The organism is Neptunitalea lumnitzerae (assembly GCF_027924185.1).
Taxonomy (GTDB): domain Bacteria; phylum Bacteroidota; class Bacteroidia; order Flavobacteriales; family Flavobacteriaceae; genus Neptunitalea; species Neptunitalea lumnitzerae.
This window is the reverse complement of record NZ_BRVO01000003.1, coordinates 39862-60868: the sequence shown is the minus strand read 5'-3', so window position 1 is coordinate 60868 and position 21007 is coordinate 39862. Positions and strand designations below refer to the sequence as shown.

12 protein-coding genes are annotated in these 21007 nt (G+C 33.8%); 5 read left to right on the top strand and 7 right to left on the bottom strand.

The genetic code is table 11. The annotated features are described in order from the left end of the window. Positions 1–548: 548 nt before the first annotated feature. Genes Y10_RS12555 through Y10_RS12540 form a run of 4 tightly spaced genes read left to right on the top strand, consistent with a single transcriptional unit; the run spans position 549 to position 11105 of the window. Complete coding sequence (locus tag Y10_RS12555) at positions 549–2027, top strand: LysM peptidoglycan-binding domain-containing protein (RefSeq protein WP_408733621.1); 1479 nt, start codon at positions 549–551, stop codon at positions 2025–2027. Between the two features lie 59 nt (positions 2028–2086). Next, positions 2087–8254, top strand: a complete 6168-nt coding sequence (locus tag Y10_RS12550; protein WP_281765754.1) for a gliding motility-associated C-terminal domain-containing protein — start codon at positions 2087–2089, stop codon at positions 8252–8254. 20 nt (positions 8255–8274) lie between these two features. Beyond that, the gene (locus Y10_RS12545; protein WP_281765753.1) at positions 8275–9213 is read left to right on the top strand and encodes a PorP/SprF family type IX secretion system membrane protein; all 939 of its coding nucleotides are present in this window, start codon (positions 8275–8277) and stop codon (positions 9211–9213) included. Between the two features lie 17 nt (positions 9214–9230). Next, on the top strand, positions 9231–11105 hold the full coding sequence (locus Y10_RS12540) for an OmpA family protein (protein WP_281765752.1): 1875 nt from the start codon (positions 9231–9233) through the stop codon (positions 11103–11105). 47 nt (positions 11106–11152) lie between these two features. On the opposite strand, the gene Y10_RS12535 is transcribed toward Y10_RS12540, so the two are convergent. The 6 genes from Y10_RS12535 to Y10_RS12510 form a co-directional block, all read right to left on the bottom strand. Further along, positions 11153–11848: a peroxiredoxin-like family protein gene (locus Y10_RS12535; RefSeq protein WP_281765751.1), complete on the bottom strand. Its 696-nt coding sequence runs from the start codon at positions 11846–11848 to the stop codon at positions 11153–11155. 56 nt (positions 11849–11904) lie between these two features. Further along, a complete protein-coding gene (locus Y10_RS12530) occupies positions 11905–12885 on the bottom strand; it encodes a hypothetical protein (RefSeq protein ID WP_281765750.1) in 981 nt (326 codons plus the stop codon). 1 nt (position 12886) lies between these two features. Next, positions 12887–14185: a threonine synthase gene (gene thrC, locus Y10_RS12525; RefSeq protein ID WP_281765749.1), complete on the bottom strand. Its 1299-nt coding sequence runs from the start codon at positions 14183–14185 to the stop codon at positions 12887–12889. Further along, on the bottom strand, positions 14182–15108 hold the full coding sequence (locus tag Y10_RS12520; protein WP_281765748.1) for a homoserine kinase: 927 nt from the start codon (positions 15106–15108) through the stop codon (positions 14182–14184). The genes thrC and Y10_RS12520 overlap by 4 nt, the downstream gene beginning before the upstream one ends. A 5-nt stretch (positions 15109–15113) precedes the next feature. Continuing rightward, positions 15114–17594: a bifunctional aspartate kinase/homoserine dehydrogenase I gene (thrA, locus tag Y10_RS12515; RefSeq protein WP_281766183.1), complete on the bottom strand. Its 2481-nt coding sequence runs from the start codon at positions 17592–17594 to the stop codon at positions 15114–15116. Between the two features lie 81 nt (positions 17595–17675). Next, positions 17676–17804 (bottom strand): hypothetical protein, encoded by a 129-nt coding sequence (locus tag Y10_RS12510; RefSeq protein WP_281765747.1) that lies wholly within the window; start codon positions 17802–17804, stop codon positions 17676–17678. Between the two features lie 197 nt (positions 17805–18001). On the opposite strand from Y10_RS12510, the gene Y10_RS12505 reads away from it, so the two are divergent. Further along, positions 18002–19513: an NAD(P)H-hydrate dehydratase gene (locus tag Y10_RS12505; protein WP_281765746.1), complete on the top strand. Its 1512-nt coding sequence runs from the start codon at positions 18002–18004 to the stop codon at positions 19511–19513. Between the two features lie 74 nt (positions 19514–19587). Here the strand turns inward: Y10_RS12505 and Y10_RS12500 are convergent, their stop codons facing one another. Beyond that, positions 19588–20955, bottom strand: a complete 1368-nt coding sequence (locus tag Y10_RS12500) for a TlpA family protein disulfide reductase (protein ID WP_281765745.1) — start codon at positions 20953–20955, stop codon at positions 19588–19590. Positions 20956–21007: the final 52 nt, after the last annotated feature.

Here is a 21007-nt window from a genome sequence, read left to right as displayed (position 1 = left end):
TGTAGTTGTAATACGAATCGTATTTTGCGCAAAGGTATTGAAATTTGTTCTTATGAAAATCTATTTTTCAACCTTAACTAGGGTAAAATGAAATTATAGGTTATTTTTTGTTGTAAGTGTAAGGTAGCGAGGTGTTTATATGTGTGTTTTTGTTTAAAAAATGCTATAGTTTTAACAATATGATAAAAATACTTACAATTGTGGGTTTAAGAATAATAAATCATTTCTATATTAGCTATCTGAAATAAGTATGCCATTTTTTAATATTATAGTTACTAAAATTGTTAATAGTTTTTTTGTTCTAACATTTTTTTAGCCGTATAATTATGTTTTTTATATTTATTTTTGTTTATAACAAAAAGATTTTGAGTAAAAATAAGATTTATAAAATTTCACTAAAAGGAAATAGATGTAAATTAATAGAATAAAATATGCACCACCGACCAATAAAATATTTAATTAGTACTTTCTTGTTACTTCTTAGTTCTGGAGCTTTTGCTCAACAAATAATTAAGCACACTGTAAAATACGGGGAAACTAAATATAGATTGTCAAAAATCTATGAAATTTCTATTGCAGAACTTGAAAGACAAAATCCTGAATTAGCCAATGGGTTATATGCAGGGCAGGTTTTAACTATTGATACTTCGTATTCGCATTCAAAGGAAAAACCTGATGGGAATTATACGAAGTATTTTGTTCAGCAAGGAGAAACAAAAGCTTCAATAGCTAAAAAGTTTGATATTACTGTTGCGCAGTTAGTGCAAGCTAACCCAAGTATTGCTGATAAATTGCTTGCATTTGAATATGTATATGTGCCAACTGATGGTGCACCTATGAGTAATAACCCTGTTGTAACAACCAAAGTAAACGATACGAAAGTTGATAATACGGTTGTAAAAGAAACAACTACAGCTACACCACAAGTTGTTGCCGATAAGGAAGAAAAAACTACTTGGGAGGTAAATACCAAAATTGAAGTTGATGATAATAGAAATAAGTACGCAGATTTAAAAGCGTCTGCAGAGTTTGGGAATGGACTAAATCTTACTTTTTTATATCCTGAAGATATTTCGAGTAAGAAGGAATATGAAGATTTTGATAGAGGAGCTCAATTGGCTATTGACTCTATTAACAGTTTAGGAGGAGGAGTACAGTCTGAAAATGTTAATTTAACCTATGTTGCAGGTACTAACTTAAGTAGGCTTAAAGATATTACCAATATTATTACGTTGTGTAATGTAAAAGCAACAGAGAGTGTAGTAGATAAGAGTAAGAGTAAGAGTAAGGTGAATACTGCTTTTGCAATTACTACTGACGGACAGGTTAAAAAATCTGATAACCTTACCTTGTTTTCTAAGTCTACAGATTTTTACAAGCAAAAGGCCTTGCTAGATTACATTAATCAACAAAATGGAAATATTATTATTATAAGCGATGCAGATAAGAAATTGTCTAATGATATAAAAAATTCTTATGTAGGATTGAAAGTTATTAAAGTGGCAAAAAATGAAGTGCTTGATAATGATGAGCTGTATAGTGCTTTGTCAGATGTTAAAACCAATTTTGTTATTTTAAATACTACAGATGTTAATACCATTTTAAGTGTTACAAATAGTTTATTGCCAAAATATAAAAGCTATGCTATTCATTTAGCTTCATTTAATTCATACAAGAATATTGTTACTAGTAAAATTTCTGTGAAGAGATATGTTATCTTAAATTTTATTTTCCCAGAATACGAAGGATACAATGTGAAAAGTACTTATATGAACCAATTTGTAGCTAAGTATAACGCATTTTATAACGAACAACCATCTGAGGAAGCAATTTCTGGGTTTGATATAACATTCGATTTTCTTTTAAGATTATCTCAAAAGGAAAATATGGATGCTGTTTTAGAGAAGTCAACAAAACAAGTAGTAATGCCTTTTGAGTATTCAGAGACTTCTTCAAATGTGTTTGTGAATAGAGCATTTAAAATTTACCAGTTAACAGATCAGGAAACTGTTAAACAACTGAATTAATAAATTACCAATAGTTTATGTTGGTCTAAATATTGGTTAGATTAATATTTATTTTTAACATGGGAAAAAATACCTTTAGAGGATTTTATATGTTGCTTTTACTATCAGTTTTTGGTGTTGAGATAGGGTTTTCTCAATGTCCAACTGTAGTTGAAAGTACGCAAAGTTTTTGTGACACTCAAGATGCTACCATTTCAGATTTGTCTGCCGTTGATAACGGAGGAGGAGTTCAATGGTATGCGAGTCCTACAAGTTCAGCGCCTTTAATAGGGGCTAACTCTTTGCAAGACGGAGTAACATATTATGTAGATGATACTACAGGTTCTTGTGGAACAAGAGGAGCTGTTACTGTAGAAATTTATGGTCCTCCTGAAGTGGTAAACTTTCAGGGTTTTTGTATTACTTCATCGGTTGATCCTATACCAACATTGGCAGATGTTTATGTAGACGGAGTTAATGTCCAATGGTATGATGCTGCTGTAGGAGGTACAGCTTTGCCTATGTCTACAACATTGGTTAATAATACGGTTTATTATGCAACTCAAAGTCCAGATGGTAGCTGTGAATCAACATCAGTGGGGGTTTTAGTATATTTTGTTGATGTTGCTTTGGTGCCTGTTGGAAATACAGAACAATATTTTTGTGAAGATTCGTCAAACCCACCAACAATTGGTGATTTAGTTGTGTCTGGCGATAGCAATTGGTACGAGACTGAAACATCTACAACGCCATTAGCTGAAACTACTGTATTGGTAGATGGAGAAACTTATTATTCTACGAATGTAGCACCTCCTTGTGAAAGTGATGAGCGTTTACCTGTTACGGTAACTATTTATCCGCAAAATGAAGCAGGAGAAGGAGCAGATGTTATTATTTGTGAAGCTGATATAGCAGGAACAGGAACCGTAGATTTATTTGCAGAATTAACAGGTACACCTGAATCGGGTGGTACTTGGTCGGGTCCTTTACCAGTGACGGGCGGAGTTGTTGATATTACTAGTATGACTGCTGGAGATACTTTTGATTTCACCTATTCGGTTAGTAATTCGGTAAATTGTCCAACAGATACTTCTGTTGTATCTATAATTATACCAGGTAATCCAAATTCAGGAATAGATAATAGTGTTTCCTTATGTTCGTACGATACTCCAATTAATTTGTGGGATCTACTAGGCGGTAGCCCAATGACTGGAGGAGTATGGTCACCTACGTTAACTAGTGGTACTGGAGTTTTTGATCCGGCAGTGGATGCACCAGGTGTGTACACTTATACGGTAACGAGTCCTGGTAGTTGTTCGCAGAGTAGTTCTGGGGTTAGTGTAGATGTTGTATATGATGTTTCTTCTGGTTCTTATACTGGGTCGCAAGATTTGTGTGCCGTTTCTGGTGATGTTGATTTATTTGACTTTTTGGATGGGTCTGAAGATGCTGGAGGAGTTTGGTCAGATAATGGAGGTAATGCCGTTACAAATCCTATTGATGTATCAAGTTTTTCAAATGGTAATTATACCTATACTTATACAGTTACCAATGCATGTTTTTCTTCTGCAACTGATATTACGTTTGAGATATCTGTGCCAATTACTTCTGGTGTTTTTACTACTACAGCAGAAGTTTGTGTTTTAGATGGTACCTTTGATTTATTTACTTTATTAGATGGATCACAAGATATGACAGGAAGCTGGGAAGATAGCTCTGGTAATCCAGTAAGTAATGTAATTGATATATCAACCTTTGCAACAGGTATTTATGATTATGAGTATTCAGTAGAAAATGTTTGTGGTACATCTTCAACTACGGTGAGTGTTAGTGTATTTAATCCACCGAATGCTGGTACGTTTACAGGAGCAGTTGTTAATTGCTCAACTACAGGTCAATTTGATCTGTCTACTTTATTAGATGGTACTCAGGATACAGGTGGAACTTGGTTAGATAGTACTAATACACCAATAGTAAACCCTATAGATGTTGCCAATTATGCAGCAGGGTCTTATACATATACTTATAGTGTAACTAATGTTTGTGGAAACGATACAGAGGATGTGACAATTGTCTTCCCTGAAGATCCTGATGCTGGTACAAACAGTACTTTTGATATTTGTATTACTAGTGCCAGTGCAGATTTATTTACACTTTTAGGAGGTACACCTGATTCAGGTGGGGTTTGGTCTCCAGCATTAAGCAGTGGAACAAATATCTTCGATCCTTCAGTTGATACTAGCGGTACCTATACATATACAGTAACTTCGTCTGGAGGATGTTTACAAAGCAGTGCTTCTGTAGTAGTAACAGTTCATGATGTGCCTCATTCAGGGGTGTATACTGGTTCTGTTGATATATGTAACAATACAGGTAATTTTGATTTATTTACCTTATTAGATGGTAGTGAAGATGCTGGTGGTCAGTGGTATGATAGCTCTAATAATGCAGTAGCTAATGCTGTTGCTTTAGCCTCATTAAGCATTGGTAACCATACGTATACATATAGTGTTACTAATTTTTGTAATACAGTTAGTACAGATGTAACATTTAATGTTCAAGAATCTATAACAGCCGGTGTTTTTGGTGGTGTGCAAAATGTTTGTGTAACTGCTGGTACTTTTGATTTATTTGATTTATTAGATGGATCTCAGGCTGCAGGCGGACAATGGACAGATGCTTCTAACAATGTGATTAGTAATATAGTTGATATTTCATCTTTTGTTGATGGAGTTTATTCTTATACATATTCGGTATCTAATTCTTGTGGTAGTGATGATACAGCAGTTAGTTTAGCTGTTTTTACGGCTCCGTCTTCTGGTGTGTTTACAGGAATTCAAGAAAATTGTACAACAGCGGGTGTTTATGATTTGTTTGATTTATTAGATGGTACTCAGGATACAGGTGGTACTTGGTATGATAGCTCAAATACGGCAGTAAACAGTAATGTAGATGTTAGTGGATATTCATCAGGTACTTATGATTTCATTTATGAAGTTACCAATGTATGTGGTACAGAATCTACAACAGTTACATTAATGTTTCCTGATACGCCTGATGCTGGTACAGATGGTACAGTTGCTTTTTGTCCTGCAGATACGGGTGCAGATTTATTTAATTCATTAGGAGGTTCACCTGAAACCGGTGGTGTTTGGTCACCTGCATTAGCAAGTGGTACCGGATTTTATGATCCAACAGTAGATGCACCTGGCGTATATACATACACAGTAACTACTTCGGGTGGTTGTTTACAAAATAGTGCAACTGTAACTGTTTCTATTTTACCATTGGCTAATTCAGGTACTGCAACGGGTATACAACAAGCGTGTGCTAATAATGGTACTTTTGATTTATTTACGTTGTTAGATGGTACGCAAGATGCTGGTGGTACATGGTATAATATTGATGGTGTAGCAGTTACTAACCCATTAAATATTTTAAGCCTTGTAGAAGCTTCTTATACATATACATATACAGTGTCTAGTGCGTGTGATACATCTTCTACAGATGTAACAGTAGAAATTTTTAACAATCCATCTTCTGGTACATTTACTGGCTCGCAGTTAGTTTGTCCTTCTGATATTACGTTTGATTTATATGCTTTATTAGACGGAAGTGAAGAAGATTATGGTACCTGGATTGATGGGGCTAATAATGTAGTTACTAATCCTATTGATGTTAGTTTATTAACATCAGGAACTTATGAATATACCTATTCTGTTCTTAATGTTTGTGGTACTAGTGCTACACAAGTATCTTTTGAAGTGCCTAATTTACCAGATGCGGGATTAGATAGTACTTTTAATATTTGTCCTAATTCACCACCAGTAGATCTATTGGTTAATTTAGGTGGTACCCCAGAAACCGGAGGTGTCTGGAGTCCTGCGCTTGCAAGTGGTACAAATACTTTTGATCCAAGTGTAGATGCTGAAGGAATCTATACGTATACGGTTTCATCAGCAGGTAATTGTTTTCAAGCTAGTGCTCAAATGGAAGTAATATTTGATCCATTGCCAAATTCTGGTGTTTTTGCTGGACCACTTGACGTTTGTCCTAGTGCGGTTACTTTTGATCTTGAAACATTATTAGATGGTTCGCAAGATGCAGGTGGAACATGGACGGTAGCTTCTACAACTTCAGTAGTTTCAAATCCTTTAGATGTTTCAGGATTTACATCTGGTACCTATAGTTATGATTATACAGTTTCCAATATTTGTGCAGATTCAGTAACAACAGTTAATTTTGTGGTTCCTGATCTACCTGATGCAGGAGGAAATAGCGCGGTAGAATTTTGCATAACTGGTGCTAGTGACGATTTATTTAATTATTTAGCGGGTACGCCTGAAACTGGTGGTACTTGGTCACCTGCTTTGGCTAGTGGCACAGGAGTGTTTGACCCTAGTGTTGATGCAGCCGGTGTATATACTTATACGGTTACTTCTGCAGGCGGCTGTTTTCAAAATAGTGCTGAAGTTTTAGTAAATGTTTCTTCGGAAGTTCCACATGCAGGTATTTTTACAGGTATTGAAGATGTGTGTATTAACTCTGGAACATTTGATTTAATGACCTTACTATCTGGGTCGTCAACTAATGCAGGTACTTGGGTAGAAACAAGTACAGGAAATATAATTACCAATCCTTTAGATGTTAGTAGTTTTTCTACAGGCGTATATACATATACTTACCAAATATTAAATTCATGTGGAGTTTCTGAACAAGATGTGCAAATCAATGTTTTAGGAGATATTCAGTTTGATAATAGTAGTATCGCTATTCAGTCACCTGTATGTTACGAAGGTGATGCCGAAGTAACGCTTACTAACACTAATATGATAGATGGTGTATATGATATTTATTATACACTATCTGGGGCTAATAACCAACCCTCTCAAAGTATACCTGTAACTATGACAGGAGGATCTGGTACATTTTATTTACCAGGGACTACAGATTTGATTAATGAGGGTACTACTACAATTACTATAGATGCTGTTGATTTTGTAAGTATTAATGGTTGTAACTTTACTGTGGTAGGAGTGTCTGCTGATATTGAAGTAGTGCCACTAATAGACATTTCAAGTAATCAATTAAGTGCTGATAATATTTGTTTTGGAGAAGACGTAATAGTACTACTTTCTGGAACTAATTTAGTTGACGGTACGTATGAAATAGAATATCTGTTAGAAACTACGGGTAGTACTGCTACTTATACAGTTACCGTTGTAGTAGCTGGTGGTGATGCAACAATTATAATACCTGCTGCAAATGTACCAATAGAAGATGATGCGTATTTATTTGAAATTACAGCTATCACTAATTTAGATTTAGGCTGTGCTAATTTAAATGAAAATGCAGCTACTATTTTTGATGTGTATCCATCTTCGGGCATTAATTATTTAGCAACAAAATTAGAAGCGGAGGATACTTGTATAAACTCTGAGGGATATATTACTATTATTAATAATACTGTAGCTGACGGAAATTATGAAGTATCATATGATTTATCTGGAGCTACTATTTATTCAGCTACTAATGTTTCTGTAACATTTGTAAATGGTAGTGCTTTATTAACCATACCAGAAGGAATTTTAACAAGTGGTGGAACAGTGACCTTTTCTATAACATCAATGATTGTGGATGATTTACTATGTCCTGTTACTTTTACAGATATTTTCCAAGTTGATTTTGAAGTGATACAAGGTGAGGCTCCTGTATTAATGGATGAAGGAAATATTTTCTGTTCTCAAGATTTTCCAGTCATTAGAGTATCTGATTTAAACAATAATCTGGAGGCTCCTGTGGATAATGTTTTATGGTATACTACTATAGATGGAACTACACCATTGGATAATGACGCTGTGTTAACAGAAAACCAAACCGTTTATGGTGTATATGTAATGTATGCTATTTGTAGTGCTGTAGAAAGATTACAGGTTACTATTGAAGTAGATTTTTGTGATATAATTATACCAGATGGATTTTCGCCTAACAATGATGGTGTAAATGAAACATTTGACATTAAAGATTTAAGATTATATTATCCTGATTTTAAAATAGAAATATTTAACCGTTACGGTAACATTTTGTATAGAGGAGATTACAATACACCAAACTGGAGTGGTAACGCTACAGAAGGTGGTGTTATTATTGGAGACAATAAAGTACCAGCTGGGGTATATTTCTTTATACTAGAACTTCATGATGAAGAGAACAGAGTTATTCAGGGACGCTTATATTTAAATAGATAGAATTTCAACATTTATAATAAATGAAGAACAATAAGATATTAGTGGTTTTAATTGTTGCGCTTTTCTCACTTGTAGCAAAAGCCCAACAAGATCCTCAGTATACACAGTATATGTATAATATGAGTGTGATAAACCCTGCTTATGCAACAGACAATCCTGATATTGTTAATTTAGGAGGTATTTATAGAGCACAATGGATGAGTATTGAAGGAGCACCTAGAACAGCTAGCTTTTTTGTTCATACCCCTCTTTCTAGAAAAGTAGAAATGGGACTTTCTGTAGTGCATGATGAAATTGGTAATATTGTTAATGAGAATAATGCTTATGTAGATTTTGCTTACGTATTATCTTTATCGGAAACATCAAGATTATCGTTTGGTTTAAAAGCAGGAGCTACTTTTTACGATACTGACTTTAGTAACTTTGTACTTACTGATGATATGCCCGATACTGCCTTTTCTGAAAATATTAGTAGAATTTTTCCAAATGTTGGGGCAGGGGTATTTTATTTTAGTGATAAATATTATTTAGGATTATCTGTACCTAACCTTTTAAAATCGCACCATATAGAAAACCAAGATGGTATTTCGTACCAATCAGTAGAAGATTATCATTTCTTTTTTACCGGTGGATATGTTTTCAATTTAAATGATAACCTTAAGTTTAAGCCTGCTTTTATGGCTAAAACTGTGTTTGATGCTCCAATGTCGTTAGACGTAACTGCTAACTTTTTATTTAATAATAGAGTAGAAATGGGAGCAGCTTATAGATGGGATGATGCTGTTAGTGGTTTGATAAATTTTAGATTGTCACCTAGTTTACGTATTGGTTATGCTTACGATCATACATTGTCTAATTTAGGAAGATTTAATTCTGGATCACATGAAATTATGGTATTATTCGACATCAATAAATTAGGTAAGAATAATGGCTTTGATATATCACCCCGATTCTTTTAACAATACTTGCAAACCTCATGAAGCATAATTTTACTTTAATATTATTTTTTATTGTTTTTGGAGCTTTTGCTCAAGAAAAGCCCTCTGAAAAAAAAGCAGATATTTTGTTTAAGAGCAGAGCGTATCTGGAAGCTTCAGAAATGTATGAAGGATTACCTAAGAACGAGCATATACTTAAAAATCTTGGTGATTGTTACTTGTATAATTCCATGATGGCAAAAGCGTCTGAAGCGTATGGTAAATTGTTTTCAGAATATAAGTCGGATAGTATACCTAAAGAATACCTGTTTAGATATGCACACGCATTAATGGGAACTGAAAGCTATGAGAAAGCAGATTCTATTATGGGGTTATATGATACAAGTAAGTCTTATAATACCAAAGAATTTATTGATAGCTTAACTAATGTAGTGCCTTACGAATATAAAATACAGTTTTTGTATGAAAATTCTAAAGGCGATTTTGGTGTTGCTTTTTTAGGAGAGAAAGTAGTTTTTGCTTCTACTAGAAATAAAAAAAGACCTGTATATACTTGGAATGAAGAGCCTTATTTAGATTTATATATTGGGGCAATAGGAGATAATGGTAAACTTGATAGTGTACAATTGTTTCCAGACAAAATTAATACCGATAGTCATGAAAGTTCGCCAGCTTTTACTAAAGATGGTAAGATTATGTACTTTAATAGAACGGCTGATAAACGTGTTAAAATAGGAGGACAGAAGTTTGCCTCTGTACGTATGTTTAAAGCAGAATTGGTAGACGGTAAATGGACTAATGAACAGGAGTTGCCTTTTTCTTCTGAGAAATGGAATACAGAACACCCTACTTTAAGTCCTGATGGTAAAGTTTTATACTTTGCTAGTGATATGCCAGGAAGTCTTGGTTCCTTTGATATTTTTTATGTAACTATTAATGACGACGGATCTTATAGCTTTCCTATAAATGCAGGTTCAGCTATTAATACTAAGCATAGAGAACAATTTCCTTTTATGTCTGAAGATGGTGTTTTGTATTTTGCTTCTAATGGTTTAAAAGGTTTAGGCGGATTGGATATTTTTAGAACCGAAATTAAAGATTCTATATTCAGCAGACCATTGAATTTGGGTAATACTATTAACGGTGGTATGGATGATTTTGCTTATTCTTTAAAGGCAGAAGAGGATATGGGATATTTTAGTTCTAACAGAGAGGGGTATGATAATTTGTATACATTCACACGTGAAGACAATAAAAACAAGTACTTTGTTGAAGGAGATGTGAAAGATAAAGTTTCTAAGAATTTATTGCCTGGTTCTAAAGTTTCTTTATACGATATGAATGGTAATTTGGTGGATTCTATTACGGTGAAGGAAGACGGACATTATAAGTTTGGTACATCGCCAAATACTACGTATAAAATTGTAGCTGAACGAGACTTTTATATTCCGTTTGAGGATGAGTTTACAACGGGTGAAGATGGAGTTTTCTATTATGCTATAGAATTAGCAATGGAATCGTTTGTAGATAGAATTCCGGAGGTTAAAATGCGTAATGATGGCGTTATTTATATTGAGCTAGAAAATATTTATTTTGACTTTGATAAATGGGATATTAAACCACAATCTGCAACTACATTAGATTTTGTAGTGAAATTATTGAAGGAGTACCCAACTATGGAGATTGAAATTAATGCACATACAGATACGCAAGGTACCGATGCTTATAACATGCACTTATCTGCTAACAGAGCCAAAGCTGCAGTAGATTACTTAGCAAAGAATGGTATTAAGAGAAGTAGATTGCGTTATAATGGATATGGTGAGAGTAGACCGTTAGTACCATGTGGAGATAATTGTTCTGAAATAGAACATTCCATAAATAGACGATGTGAGTTTATCTTAACTAAATAATATAAAAAAAGCCGCTGTATAGCGGCTTTTTTTTATGGACTCATTTTTTAATGAGCTGGTATATGATTTAAAATTTCTGAAATTGGCGCTCGTTCTGTATAGTCTGGATTGGTAAAGCTATATGTTATTTTTCCATCCGTATCTATAACGTAGGTTGCAGGAATTGGAAGTACAGCCTCTCCAGATGAGTTTAAGTCTTCTAGCCCTGTATTTAATCCTTTTTTAAGTTTCCCTTGATAATCATCTGTTACATCAAAATTTACTTTAAAGGCTTTCATGATACTACCATCAATATCAGAAACAATATCAAAAGTAGCTTGTGTATTACTTTTGGTTTTAACTACGTTTTCATAAGACTCTGGGGTAATAGCTATAAGTTTAGCCCCAGCAAGTTCCAATTCTTTGGCTTCAGTAGCCATTTCAGTTAAGTATTTGCTACAATAAGGGCACCAATAACCTCTGTAAAAGAAAACTACTAAAGGTTGCTTAGAAGCAAGTTCTTGTAGGTTTAGGGTAGTTCCATTTTCAAAAGTTAGTGTTACGTCTGGTGCTTTTTCTCCAACAGTTAATCCTAGTGGATTTTCTCCCTCTACAATGCCATATTGTGTAAGGATAGGGGTGGTGTCTTTTACCACTTCTGTGTTAGGTTCTTTCTCCTGTTTTTCTGGGTTAGTAGTCTTTGGTGTTTCATTGCACGAAGCAAATAGTACTATAGCAGATATACTGCAAAGTAGTTTTTTCATAATAGAAGTTTTTTATATTCTATTACTTAGTAGGATAAAAAGATAAAACCTTACTCTTAATGATAAGTAGTTAGTAAATCGTTCGTTTCTTCTGAAAAAAGGAAACTACTCCCTTGTATTCTATATTTATATACAAACAGATTTTTTGTTTTGTTATGGGTTGCAAAGTTGAAGGGATATGTAATAAAGGCATAATAGTTCCATTCAGGATCTACATTACTTAATGTATGTAGTTTAATTTTTGGAGTGCGCTTATTTAAATAGATAAAACTATTAGCCGTTGTAAAAAATAAATAACCCTTTTTACCTGGAACTATAAAAGTGAATTCATCACTTTTCATTTTGGTATGACTGTTTTTAAAGTAAAAGTTGTTATTTTTAAAATAAAAATCTACTCCTTTATCGTTTATGATATCAGTTTTCTTTTGTAGTAGTTTTTTTAAAACTTTCGAAAGTGGACTTTTTTCAATGGTGAGCAATTGCTGTTTTGATAAACCTATATAATGGCCTTCATAAATTTTTTCTGGTTCAAACCAATGTACTGTATAATAATAGGAATTTATGCTATTTTGTTCTTCATGAAGTATGGAGAATTCAATGTATCTTAATATATTTTCAATAGAAATGTCTAGCCCTATATGTCTAATAGAAATTCCTTTGTAATTAGGTCTGTGGCTTTTCCGCTGATTGGTTACAACAGAATCTTGAGGGGGATAATTACTATAATCAATGGGATTAAAAAGTACTAAATCTTTACAATAGTTTTTCTCTACAATCCATAAGTTTTTAGGTCGTAAAGGAGTAGAGCCTAAGTGATGAAACTCGATAAGAATAGTGTCTTTGTAAGCTAATTTATTGGATAATTGTTCAGCTAGTTGACCTATTATTTTAATTTTCTCGGTAACTGCATAATTTTCAAAAGGAATTCTGACAAAAGTAACTACGTTACCATATTTTTCCTGATATATTTTGTTTTTATGAAAAGCATTCCCATGTAAAACAAAACATAATAAAAATATGGTAAGTAGTTTATTCATGTTAAAGAGTTCTATTGTTTAAAAACGATTTTAAATCGGAATACGTATCAATAACAATACTTTTCTTTTCTTTATCTAAAACAGCCTCTATTTGTGTTGGGATTGGTACCTCTATAGATAGGGTGTCAGTAACAACATCTAAAAACTTAACGGGGTGAGCTGTTTCTAAAAATACACATAAATCATTATTCGTTTTCAAATAGTTTTTAGCTCCTAAATAACCAACGGCACCATGTGGGTCTGCTACATAACTAGAAGTTTCATAGATGCTCTTCATAGCTTTTCGAGTATCCTCATCGGTATAACTAAAAGATGAAAAATGGGCTTTTAAAGCTTCTGTATTTTGGTTGTAAATTTCTTGTATTCTCACAAAGTTGCTCGGATTACCAACATCCATAGCATTAGAAATAGTCTGCTTAGAAGGTTTAGGCTCGTATGTACCGGTAACTAAAAATCGAGGTACGGTATCGTTCACATTGGTAGCCGCTACAAAGTGTTTAACGGGTAAGCCTAATTTAGCAGCCATCATACCAGCACAAATGTTACCGAAGTTACCACTAGGTACCACAAATACAAACTCTTTGTTTAGTTGTTTTAATTGTTTGTAAGCAAAGAAAAAATAAAACATTTGAGGTAACCATCTTGCTACGTTAATAGAGTTAGCAGAAGTTAGGTTTTGGTCTTTTAGTTCTTCATCTAAAAAAGCATTTTTAACCATATCTTGGCAGTCGTCAAAAACACCATTAACCTCTAGAGCAGTTATGTTTTGTCCAAGCGTAGTTAATTGTTTTTCTTGTATATCACTTACTTTACCACTAGGGTATAATATTACCACATTAACCCCATCAACACCCAAAAAGCCACTTGCCACAGCACCACCGGTATCACCTGAAGTAGCCACTAAAACTGTAACTTGTTCTTGTTGTACATCTTTATTAAAGTAGCCTAAGCAACGTGCCATAAAGCGCCCACCTACATCTTTAAAAGCCATGGTTGGTCCATGAAATAATTCTAATGAATAAATATCATCTTCCACCTTTACTGTCGGAAAATCAAAAACCAAGGTATCTTTTATAATTTCTTTTAAAGATGCTTCGTCAATCTCATCTCCCACAAATTGAGCAATTACTTTATAGGCTATTTCCTCGTTACTAAATTGTGTTATGTTATCAATAAAATGAGCGTCTAAAGCTGTTATTTCTTCAGGAAAGTACAACCCTCTGTCTGGTGCTATACCATTTATAACAGCTTCTTTAAAACTAACTTTATGTTCTTTATTGTTTAAACTATAGTATTTCATAATGGTAAAACTTTACATCCTTTCGGATTTACTTTAGAGATATGGATGTCAAATTTAATTTCTGAATTTTTATAAATATCGTGTATCGCATCAGCTACTTTGTGGGCAGTATCGGCACCTTTGCTTAAAGCAAAAATAGAAGGACCAGAACCTGAGATACCACTACCTAAGGCTCCTGCATTTTTAGTAGCTACTTTAACTGTTTTAAAGTAAGGTATTAATACCGAGCGTATAGGTTCTACAATTACATCTTCTAACGATCTTGATATAAGGTCATAATCGTTTAAAAATAGTCCGCTTACAAATCCGCCTACATTACCCCATTGCTGTATGGCTTTTTTAAGGGTTACATTGTGTTTTAAGATAGCCCTTGAGTCGGCTGTTTTTACCTCAATTTGCGGATGCACCACGGTAGCATATAACTCAGATGGGGTAGGCAATGCAATTACATCTAAAGGAGTGTAACTTCTTACTAAGGTACAACCGCCCATAAGTGCTGGTGCTACATTGTCTGCATGAGGTGCACCACTAGCTAAAGCTTCTCCTTGCATAGCAAACTCAACTAATTTAGCATTGGTGAACGGGTTTCCTAGTAATGCATTAATACCATATACTGCGCCAGCAGCACTGGCAGCACTGCTACCAATACCGCTACCAGCTTTAATTTTTTTATAAATTTCAATATCAAAACCACCTTCAAAGGTAATTTCTTTGAGCATAGCCAAGGCAGCTACACCAGCTACATTTTTTTTTGTTTCTAGAGGAAGATCTGCTCCTTCAATTTTTGTGATTCGTATACCTGGAACGTCAGATTTGCGTACAATCATTTCATCACCAACCGAATCTAAACATAAGCCTAATACATCAAAACCACATGAAACATTGGCTATAGTACCCGGGCAAAATACTTTTACTGCTTTCATAACTATTAGTTGCTACCTACGCGTATAATGTCGGCAAATATTCCAGAGGCAGTTACATCTGCACCTGCACCTGCACCTTTAATTAATAATGGTTGTTCTTGGTATCTATCTGTATAGAAAAGAACAATGTTATCTTTTCCTTCTAAGTTATAGAACGGATGGTCTGCTGGGATTTCTTCTAATCCTACTTTTGCCTTTCCGTTTTCAAACGTAGCTACATATTTTAAACGCGCTCCTTTTTCAGTTGCTTGTTCATATATATTATTAAAATGTGTATCATGAGTTTTAAGAGTTTCAAAAAATTCTGGTACACTTGGCGCATCTAAACTTTCTTGTGGTAAAAAAGGAATGTTCTCAATATCTTCCATATCTATTTGATATCCACTTTCACGTGCTAGAATTAATATTTTACGAGCAACGTCTACACCACTTAAATCAATTTTAGGGTCTGGTTCTGTATATCCTTCAACTTTTGCTTGTTGAACAACATCATGAAAGTTATGATCATTATCAAAGTTGTTAAAAACAAAGTTTAAACTACCAGATAGGACAGCTTTAATGGTATGTATGCGGTCTCCTGAAGCTATTAGGTTTTTCAAGGTATCTATAATAGGTAAACCAGCACCTACATTAGTTTCAAATAAAAATGGAACGTTATAATTAAAAGCAAGCTTTTTAAGTAATTGATAGTTCTGGTAATCTGAAGCAGCAGCAATTTTATTACAGGTAACTACCGCAATACTATTTTTAAGATACTTATGATACGTAGCAGCTACTACATCATTTGCTGTATTATCTACAAATACACTATTACGTAGGTTACAACTCTTAACTTTTTCAAAGAACCCATCTAAAGAAGCAGCTTCTCCTTCTGCTAATTCTTCTTGCCAATTGCTTAATGAAATACCACTTTCATTAAATACCATTTTTTTAGAATTAGACAGCGCAACTACACGAATATTTAGTTTTAAACGTTCTTTTAAAAATTTCTTTTGCTGATTAATTTGAGCTAAGAATTTTTCTCCAACATTACCTACACCCGTTACAAAAAGGTTTAATTGTTTAGTTTGCTCTTCAAAAAATCGCTCATGTAAAACATTCAATGCTTTGTTTACATCTTTCTCATCTATTACGGCAGAGATGTTTCTTTCAGAGGCTCCTTGAGCAATAGCTCTAATATTTACGTTGTTTTTACCTAGGGTACTAAACATTTTACCGCTAAGCCCTTGATGACTCTTCATTTGGTCACCCACCAAAGCAATAATTGAAAGCCCAGATTCTATAATTACTGGTTTAATTTTATTTAAGGATATTTCGTAAGCAAAAGCTTCATTAACGGCACACTCTGCTTTTTCCGTTTCGGCAGCATTAATACCTAAACATATAGAGTGCTCTGAAGATGCTTGTGTAATTAATACAACACTAATTTCTTCTTGAGATAAAACTTCAAACAAGCGTTTTGAAATTCCTGGTATACCTACCATACCAACACCTTCAAGTGTTAATAACGCTATTTTGTCTACGTTTGAGATTCCTTTTACAGGTAGCTCTTCTTTAAAATCTTCTTGTACTATTAAAGTTCCAACCTCATGCGGTTGAAAAGTGTTTTTTATATGAATTGGAATTTTCTTCTCTAACACTGGTTGAACCGTTGGTGGGTATAGTACTTTAGCGCCAAAATGAGAAAGTTCCATAGCTTCTTCATACGATATTTTAGCTATGGCTTTAGCCTGTTTAACCACCTTTGGGTTTGCGGTATACATACCACTTACGTCGGTCCATATTTCTAATGTTTTTGCATCTACCGCTCCTGCAATAATTGCAGCGGTATAGTCAGACCCACCACGACCTAAGGTGGTAGTTTCGCCTTCTACAGTGCTGGCAACAAACCCTGGTAAAACTGTAACTTGATGTTTGGCACCTTTAAGGTAAAAGTAGCAATTGGTATTGGTAAGTTTAAAGTTAACCTGAGCTTTACCAAAATGCTTGTTAGTTTTAATAAGGTCTCTAGAGTCTTTAAGCGCAGCGTCTAAACCTGCAACTTTAAAAAATTCTGATATAATGTAAGACGATAATAATTCTCCATAACTTACAATCTTATCAGAGGTTCTTGGCGTTATTTCACCTAACAAGTACAAACCTTCATATAGGGTTTCTAATTGGTTAAGATGTTGTTTTACCTTACTAATAATAGCACTTTGAGAAGTAATAGGAATTAGTTGTTGAATGGTTTCAAGATGTCTGTCTTCAATGTGTTGAAGTGTATCTTTATAAGATTCATCTTGTTTAACCGCTAGGTCAGCAGTTTTTAAAAGTAAGTCGGTAACACCACCTAGGGCTGAAACGACTACCGCCATTTTCTTTTCTTCACTTTCTGAAGCAACAATTGCTTGTACTTTTTTTATATTCTCGGCATTAGCAACAGAAGTTCCGCCAAATTTTAAAACTTTCATGAGTTTCTTTTTTTTCTGATAACAGAGATCAATAAATTTATGACTTAAATATAGTTATATCTGATTTTTTATTTGAATAAAAAATAGGAAATATGGACGTGTGATATGTATAAATTAAACCCCTAAAGGGGTAATAATAATGGTGGTAATAATAGAGGTGAATATACCAAAAACTAATCTGGTGCGCCCTAAAATAGATGGCGTACTAGTAAAGAAGTTGTATGTATTAGTTTTTGCTTTCATGTACTCGAAAATTCGAGATTATTATTAAGAGACTTGTCTCTTGCTTAAAAAAATGTTTCTTATCAAAAACTTCTTCGTATCATCAGAAGTATCTATTTTTAATAAGTGGTTTTTCAAATGTAGGCTATTTAGTTAAATAGACAAACAATAAACTTATTTTTATTAAATTAACAATTAAACAGAATAATCATTAATAAATGAAAATTTTAAATGCGAAACAGCTAAAGGAAGCTGATAATTATACAATACAAAATCAAGGAATTACTAGTATAGAGTTAATGGAAAGAGCTGCTAGTGAGCTTTTTAATTGGTTACATAGCAGATTGCAAGGAGCTAATGTTAAGTTACATATATTTTGTGGGGTAGGAAATAACGGTGGAGACGGTTTAGCGCTTGCTAGAATGTTAGTGAAAGAAAAGTATAATGTTGCTGTATATATAGTAAATTTTAGTGAGCAAAGGTCTGCTGACTTTTTAGTAAATTATGAGCGATTAAAGGAAATGAATTACTGGCCTGAAGTGATTAAAGAATCAAATGATTTTCCTGAATTAGCAAAAGAAGACATTATAGTTGATGCTATTTTTGGGCAAGGCTTAAACAGACCCCCTGAAAACTGGGTAGCTAATTTGATACAATACATAAACCAATCGAAGGCCTTTGTGGTTTCTGTTGATATTCCTTCTGGATTGTATATGGAAGCAGTGCCGGAAGATACATCAGCAGTTATACAAGCTAATCATACGTTAAGTTTTCAATTACCAAAACTACCTTTCTTTTTACCTGATACCGGAATTTATTCTAATAATTTTGAAGTTTTAGATATTGGGTTAGATATGGAGTATATAACCCAATCTGATAGTTCAACCTATGTAATAGGAAAACAAGAGGCTCTTGAAATGTACAAACCACGAGAAAAGTTTTCTCATAAAAATACCTATGGGCATGTGTTAGTAGTAGGGGGTAGTTATGGCAAAATAGGAGCTGCTATGTTGAGTTCTGAGGCTGCTTTAAACTCTGGTGCAGGATTGGTTACAGCTTATTTGCCTAAATGTGGTTACCAGATTATGCAAACTGCTTTACCAGAAATTATGGTGTTAACCTCTAAACATGATGAATATATTTCGGAAATAGAATTTGAGGTAAAACCAACGGTGGTAGCGGTTGGAATGGGTATGGATACAAAACCAGTTACAAAAAATGCATTCCGACAGTTTTTAGAAGTTAATACACTACCGCTAGTAATAGATGCAGATGGTTTAAATATATTGGCGCAAGAACAGGATTTATTGGAAAAGCTGCCAAGCAAAACTATTCTAACGCCACACCCAGGAGAGTTAAAACGTTTGATAGGAGCGTGGAAAGATGATTTTGATAAACTTGCTAAGGTAAAAGCTTTCTCAAAAGCATATGATCTGATAGTGGTTATAAAAGGAGCGCATAGTATTACGGTGTATCATGATGCTTTGTACATTAATACTACCGGAAATCCTGGAATGGCTACGGCAGGTAGTGGAGATACTTTAACAGGCATAATTGCTGGTTTAGTAGCGCAACAATATACCGAAGTAGAAGCTGCTGTTTTTGGGGTTTACTTGCATGGAAAGGCAGGAGATTTATCCGTAGAAAAAAATAGTTACCAAGCTTTAACTGCAACAGAAATTATTGATTTTCTTGGAGATGCTTATTTAGACTTATTTTCGCAGGCTTAAATATTAACATCAAAAATAAAAAAAGCGGATTCTTATATAAGAATCCGCTTTTTTATAAGCTAGAGGTATCCTACTTATATATTTTCTAAAGAACTTAGTAAATCTGTTAGCTCTTCTCCGCTAGATGGGTTAGGAGCAGCAGCATTAATAATGTTTCCTTCGGTATCAATAAGAATAAATCTTGGGATGTATTGTACACCATATTCCACCATAAAATCAGAACTCCAATCTTTATCAGCAAATAATTGCGTACCTACCAATTCATTTTCTTCTACAAAAGTTCTCCAAGTATTTTTATCGGCTTTTACATCAACAGAAATACCAACAAACTCAATATTTTTATCTTTAAATTGTTCTTCTACTTGTTTTAAGTATGGGATTTCTCTTTTACAAGGCCCGCACCAAGTAGCCCAAACATCTATGTAAACATATTTACCTTTAAAGTCAGCTAAAGACATTTCTTTGCGGTCAATACTTTCATAGTTTTTAAAGGTAGGAGAAGGTGCTCCTGCAATTAGCTTTTTAAAAAGTTCATACTGAACAATAAGATTTTCTTTAAAAGCTTCATCGGTAGATAGCTCCATAAACTCATCAAAATAATAAGGTGCAATCTCCATATTTCCTGGTCTAATTTCAAAAGCCAATTCGTCCATTATTTTTTGTTGTAGTACCGGACTTTTCTTAGCTTTTAAAAGCTCAATTGTTTTATATTTAAGAGAATCTTCATTTTCTAAAGCATTGGTTTTAGCATAGAAATCACTAATCACTAACCCAGCATAGTTTGAATATGCTTTGGCATCGGCATCGTTATCATAATCAATTTCTGATTTGTAGCTTGTAATAGTTTCAGAAGGTGTATACTCAGGATTTCCTGTGTAATGAGGGTACGCTCTTTGGTAGTAATTTAAATATGTATACGTATCGTATTTTAAGTTCTTAGTCTCTAGAGCTTCAAACTCATCACTAACATCAGCATCGTCTAATTTGTCTTTGTATGCTTTTTCTATACTGTCTACTTTAGCTACAAAAGCTTTTTCATCTAATGAATAAAATTCCTTTTGATTAGCTGTTAACTCTTCGTTACTTAAATATTTTGCTGCTAAATAATTATTTTCAGCAGCTCCTTCACCTGTATATTTTAAGGTTTCGTCAAAAAGTTTAGTGTCTATAGTTAAATCAATATCTCCACCGTTTGCTAAGTAAAAAGTAGATGATTCTTTTCCTATTCGTAAGGTGTAATAACCAGGCTCTTTAATTTTCAAAGTGTCTGAAAATGTACCGTCAGCAGTCAAAGGTAGTTTTTCTCTTAATCCGTGTCCAGAAACCAATACATTTTCTGTATTTGGGTTGGTAACTGTACCACTTAAAACCATGTAATCTTTAGGTGTTTTTTGACAGCTGAATATTGCCAGAGAGGCAAGTAAAACGGAGAATTTTTTCATATTAGTATTCTAAGTAAAATAATTTAAATAATTGTTAGTATCAATAGTTATT

Excerpts from the sequence above, each read along its gene's own strand:
- Y10_RS12550 (WP_281765754.1), top strand. The coding sequence starts at position 2,087 with ATGGGAAAAAATACCTTTAGAGGATTTTATATGTTGCTTTTACTATCA.
- Y10_RS12545 (WP_281765753.1), top strand. The coding sequence starts at position 8,275 with ATGAAGAACAATAAGATATTAGTGGTTTTAATTGTTGCGCTTTTCTCA.
- Y10_RS12540 (WP_281765752.1), top strand. The coding sequence starts at position 9,231 with ATGAAGCATAATTTTACTTTAATATTATTTTTTATTGTTTTTGGAGCT.
- Y10_RS12535 (WP_281765751.1), bottom strand. The coding sequence starts at position 11,848 with ATGAAAAAACTACTTTGCAGTATATCTGCTATAGTACTATTTGCTTCG.
- Y10_RS12530 (WP_281765750.1), bottom strand. The coding sequence starts at position 12,885 with ATGAATAAACTACTTACCATATTTTTATTATGTTTTGTTTTACATGGG.
- thrC (WP_281765749.1), bottom strand. The coding sequence starts at position 14,185 with ATGAAATACTATAGTTTAAACAATAAAGAACATAAAGTTAGTTTTAAA.
- Y10_RS12520 (WP_281765748.1), bottom strand. The coding sequence starts at position 15,108 with ATGAAAGCAGTAAAAGTATTTTGCCCGGGTACTATAGCCAATGTTTCA.
- Y10_RS12510 (WP_281765747.1), bottom strand. The coding sequence starts at position 17,804 with ATGAAAGCAAAAACTAATACATACAACTTCTTTACTAGTACGCCATCT.
- Y10_RS12505 (WP_281765746.1), top strand. The coding sequence starts at position 18,002 with ATGAAAATTTTAAATGCGAAACAGCTAAAGGAAGCTGATAATTATACA.
- Y10_RS12500 (WP_281765745.1), bottom strand. The coding sequence starts at position 20,955 with ATGAAAAAATTCTCCGTTTTACTTGCCTCTCTGGCAATATTCAGCTGT.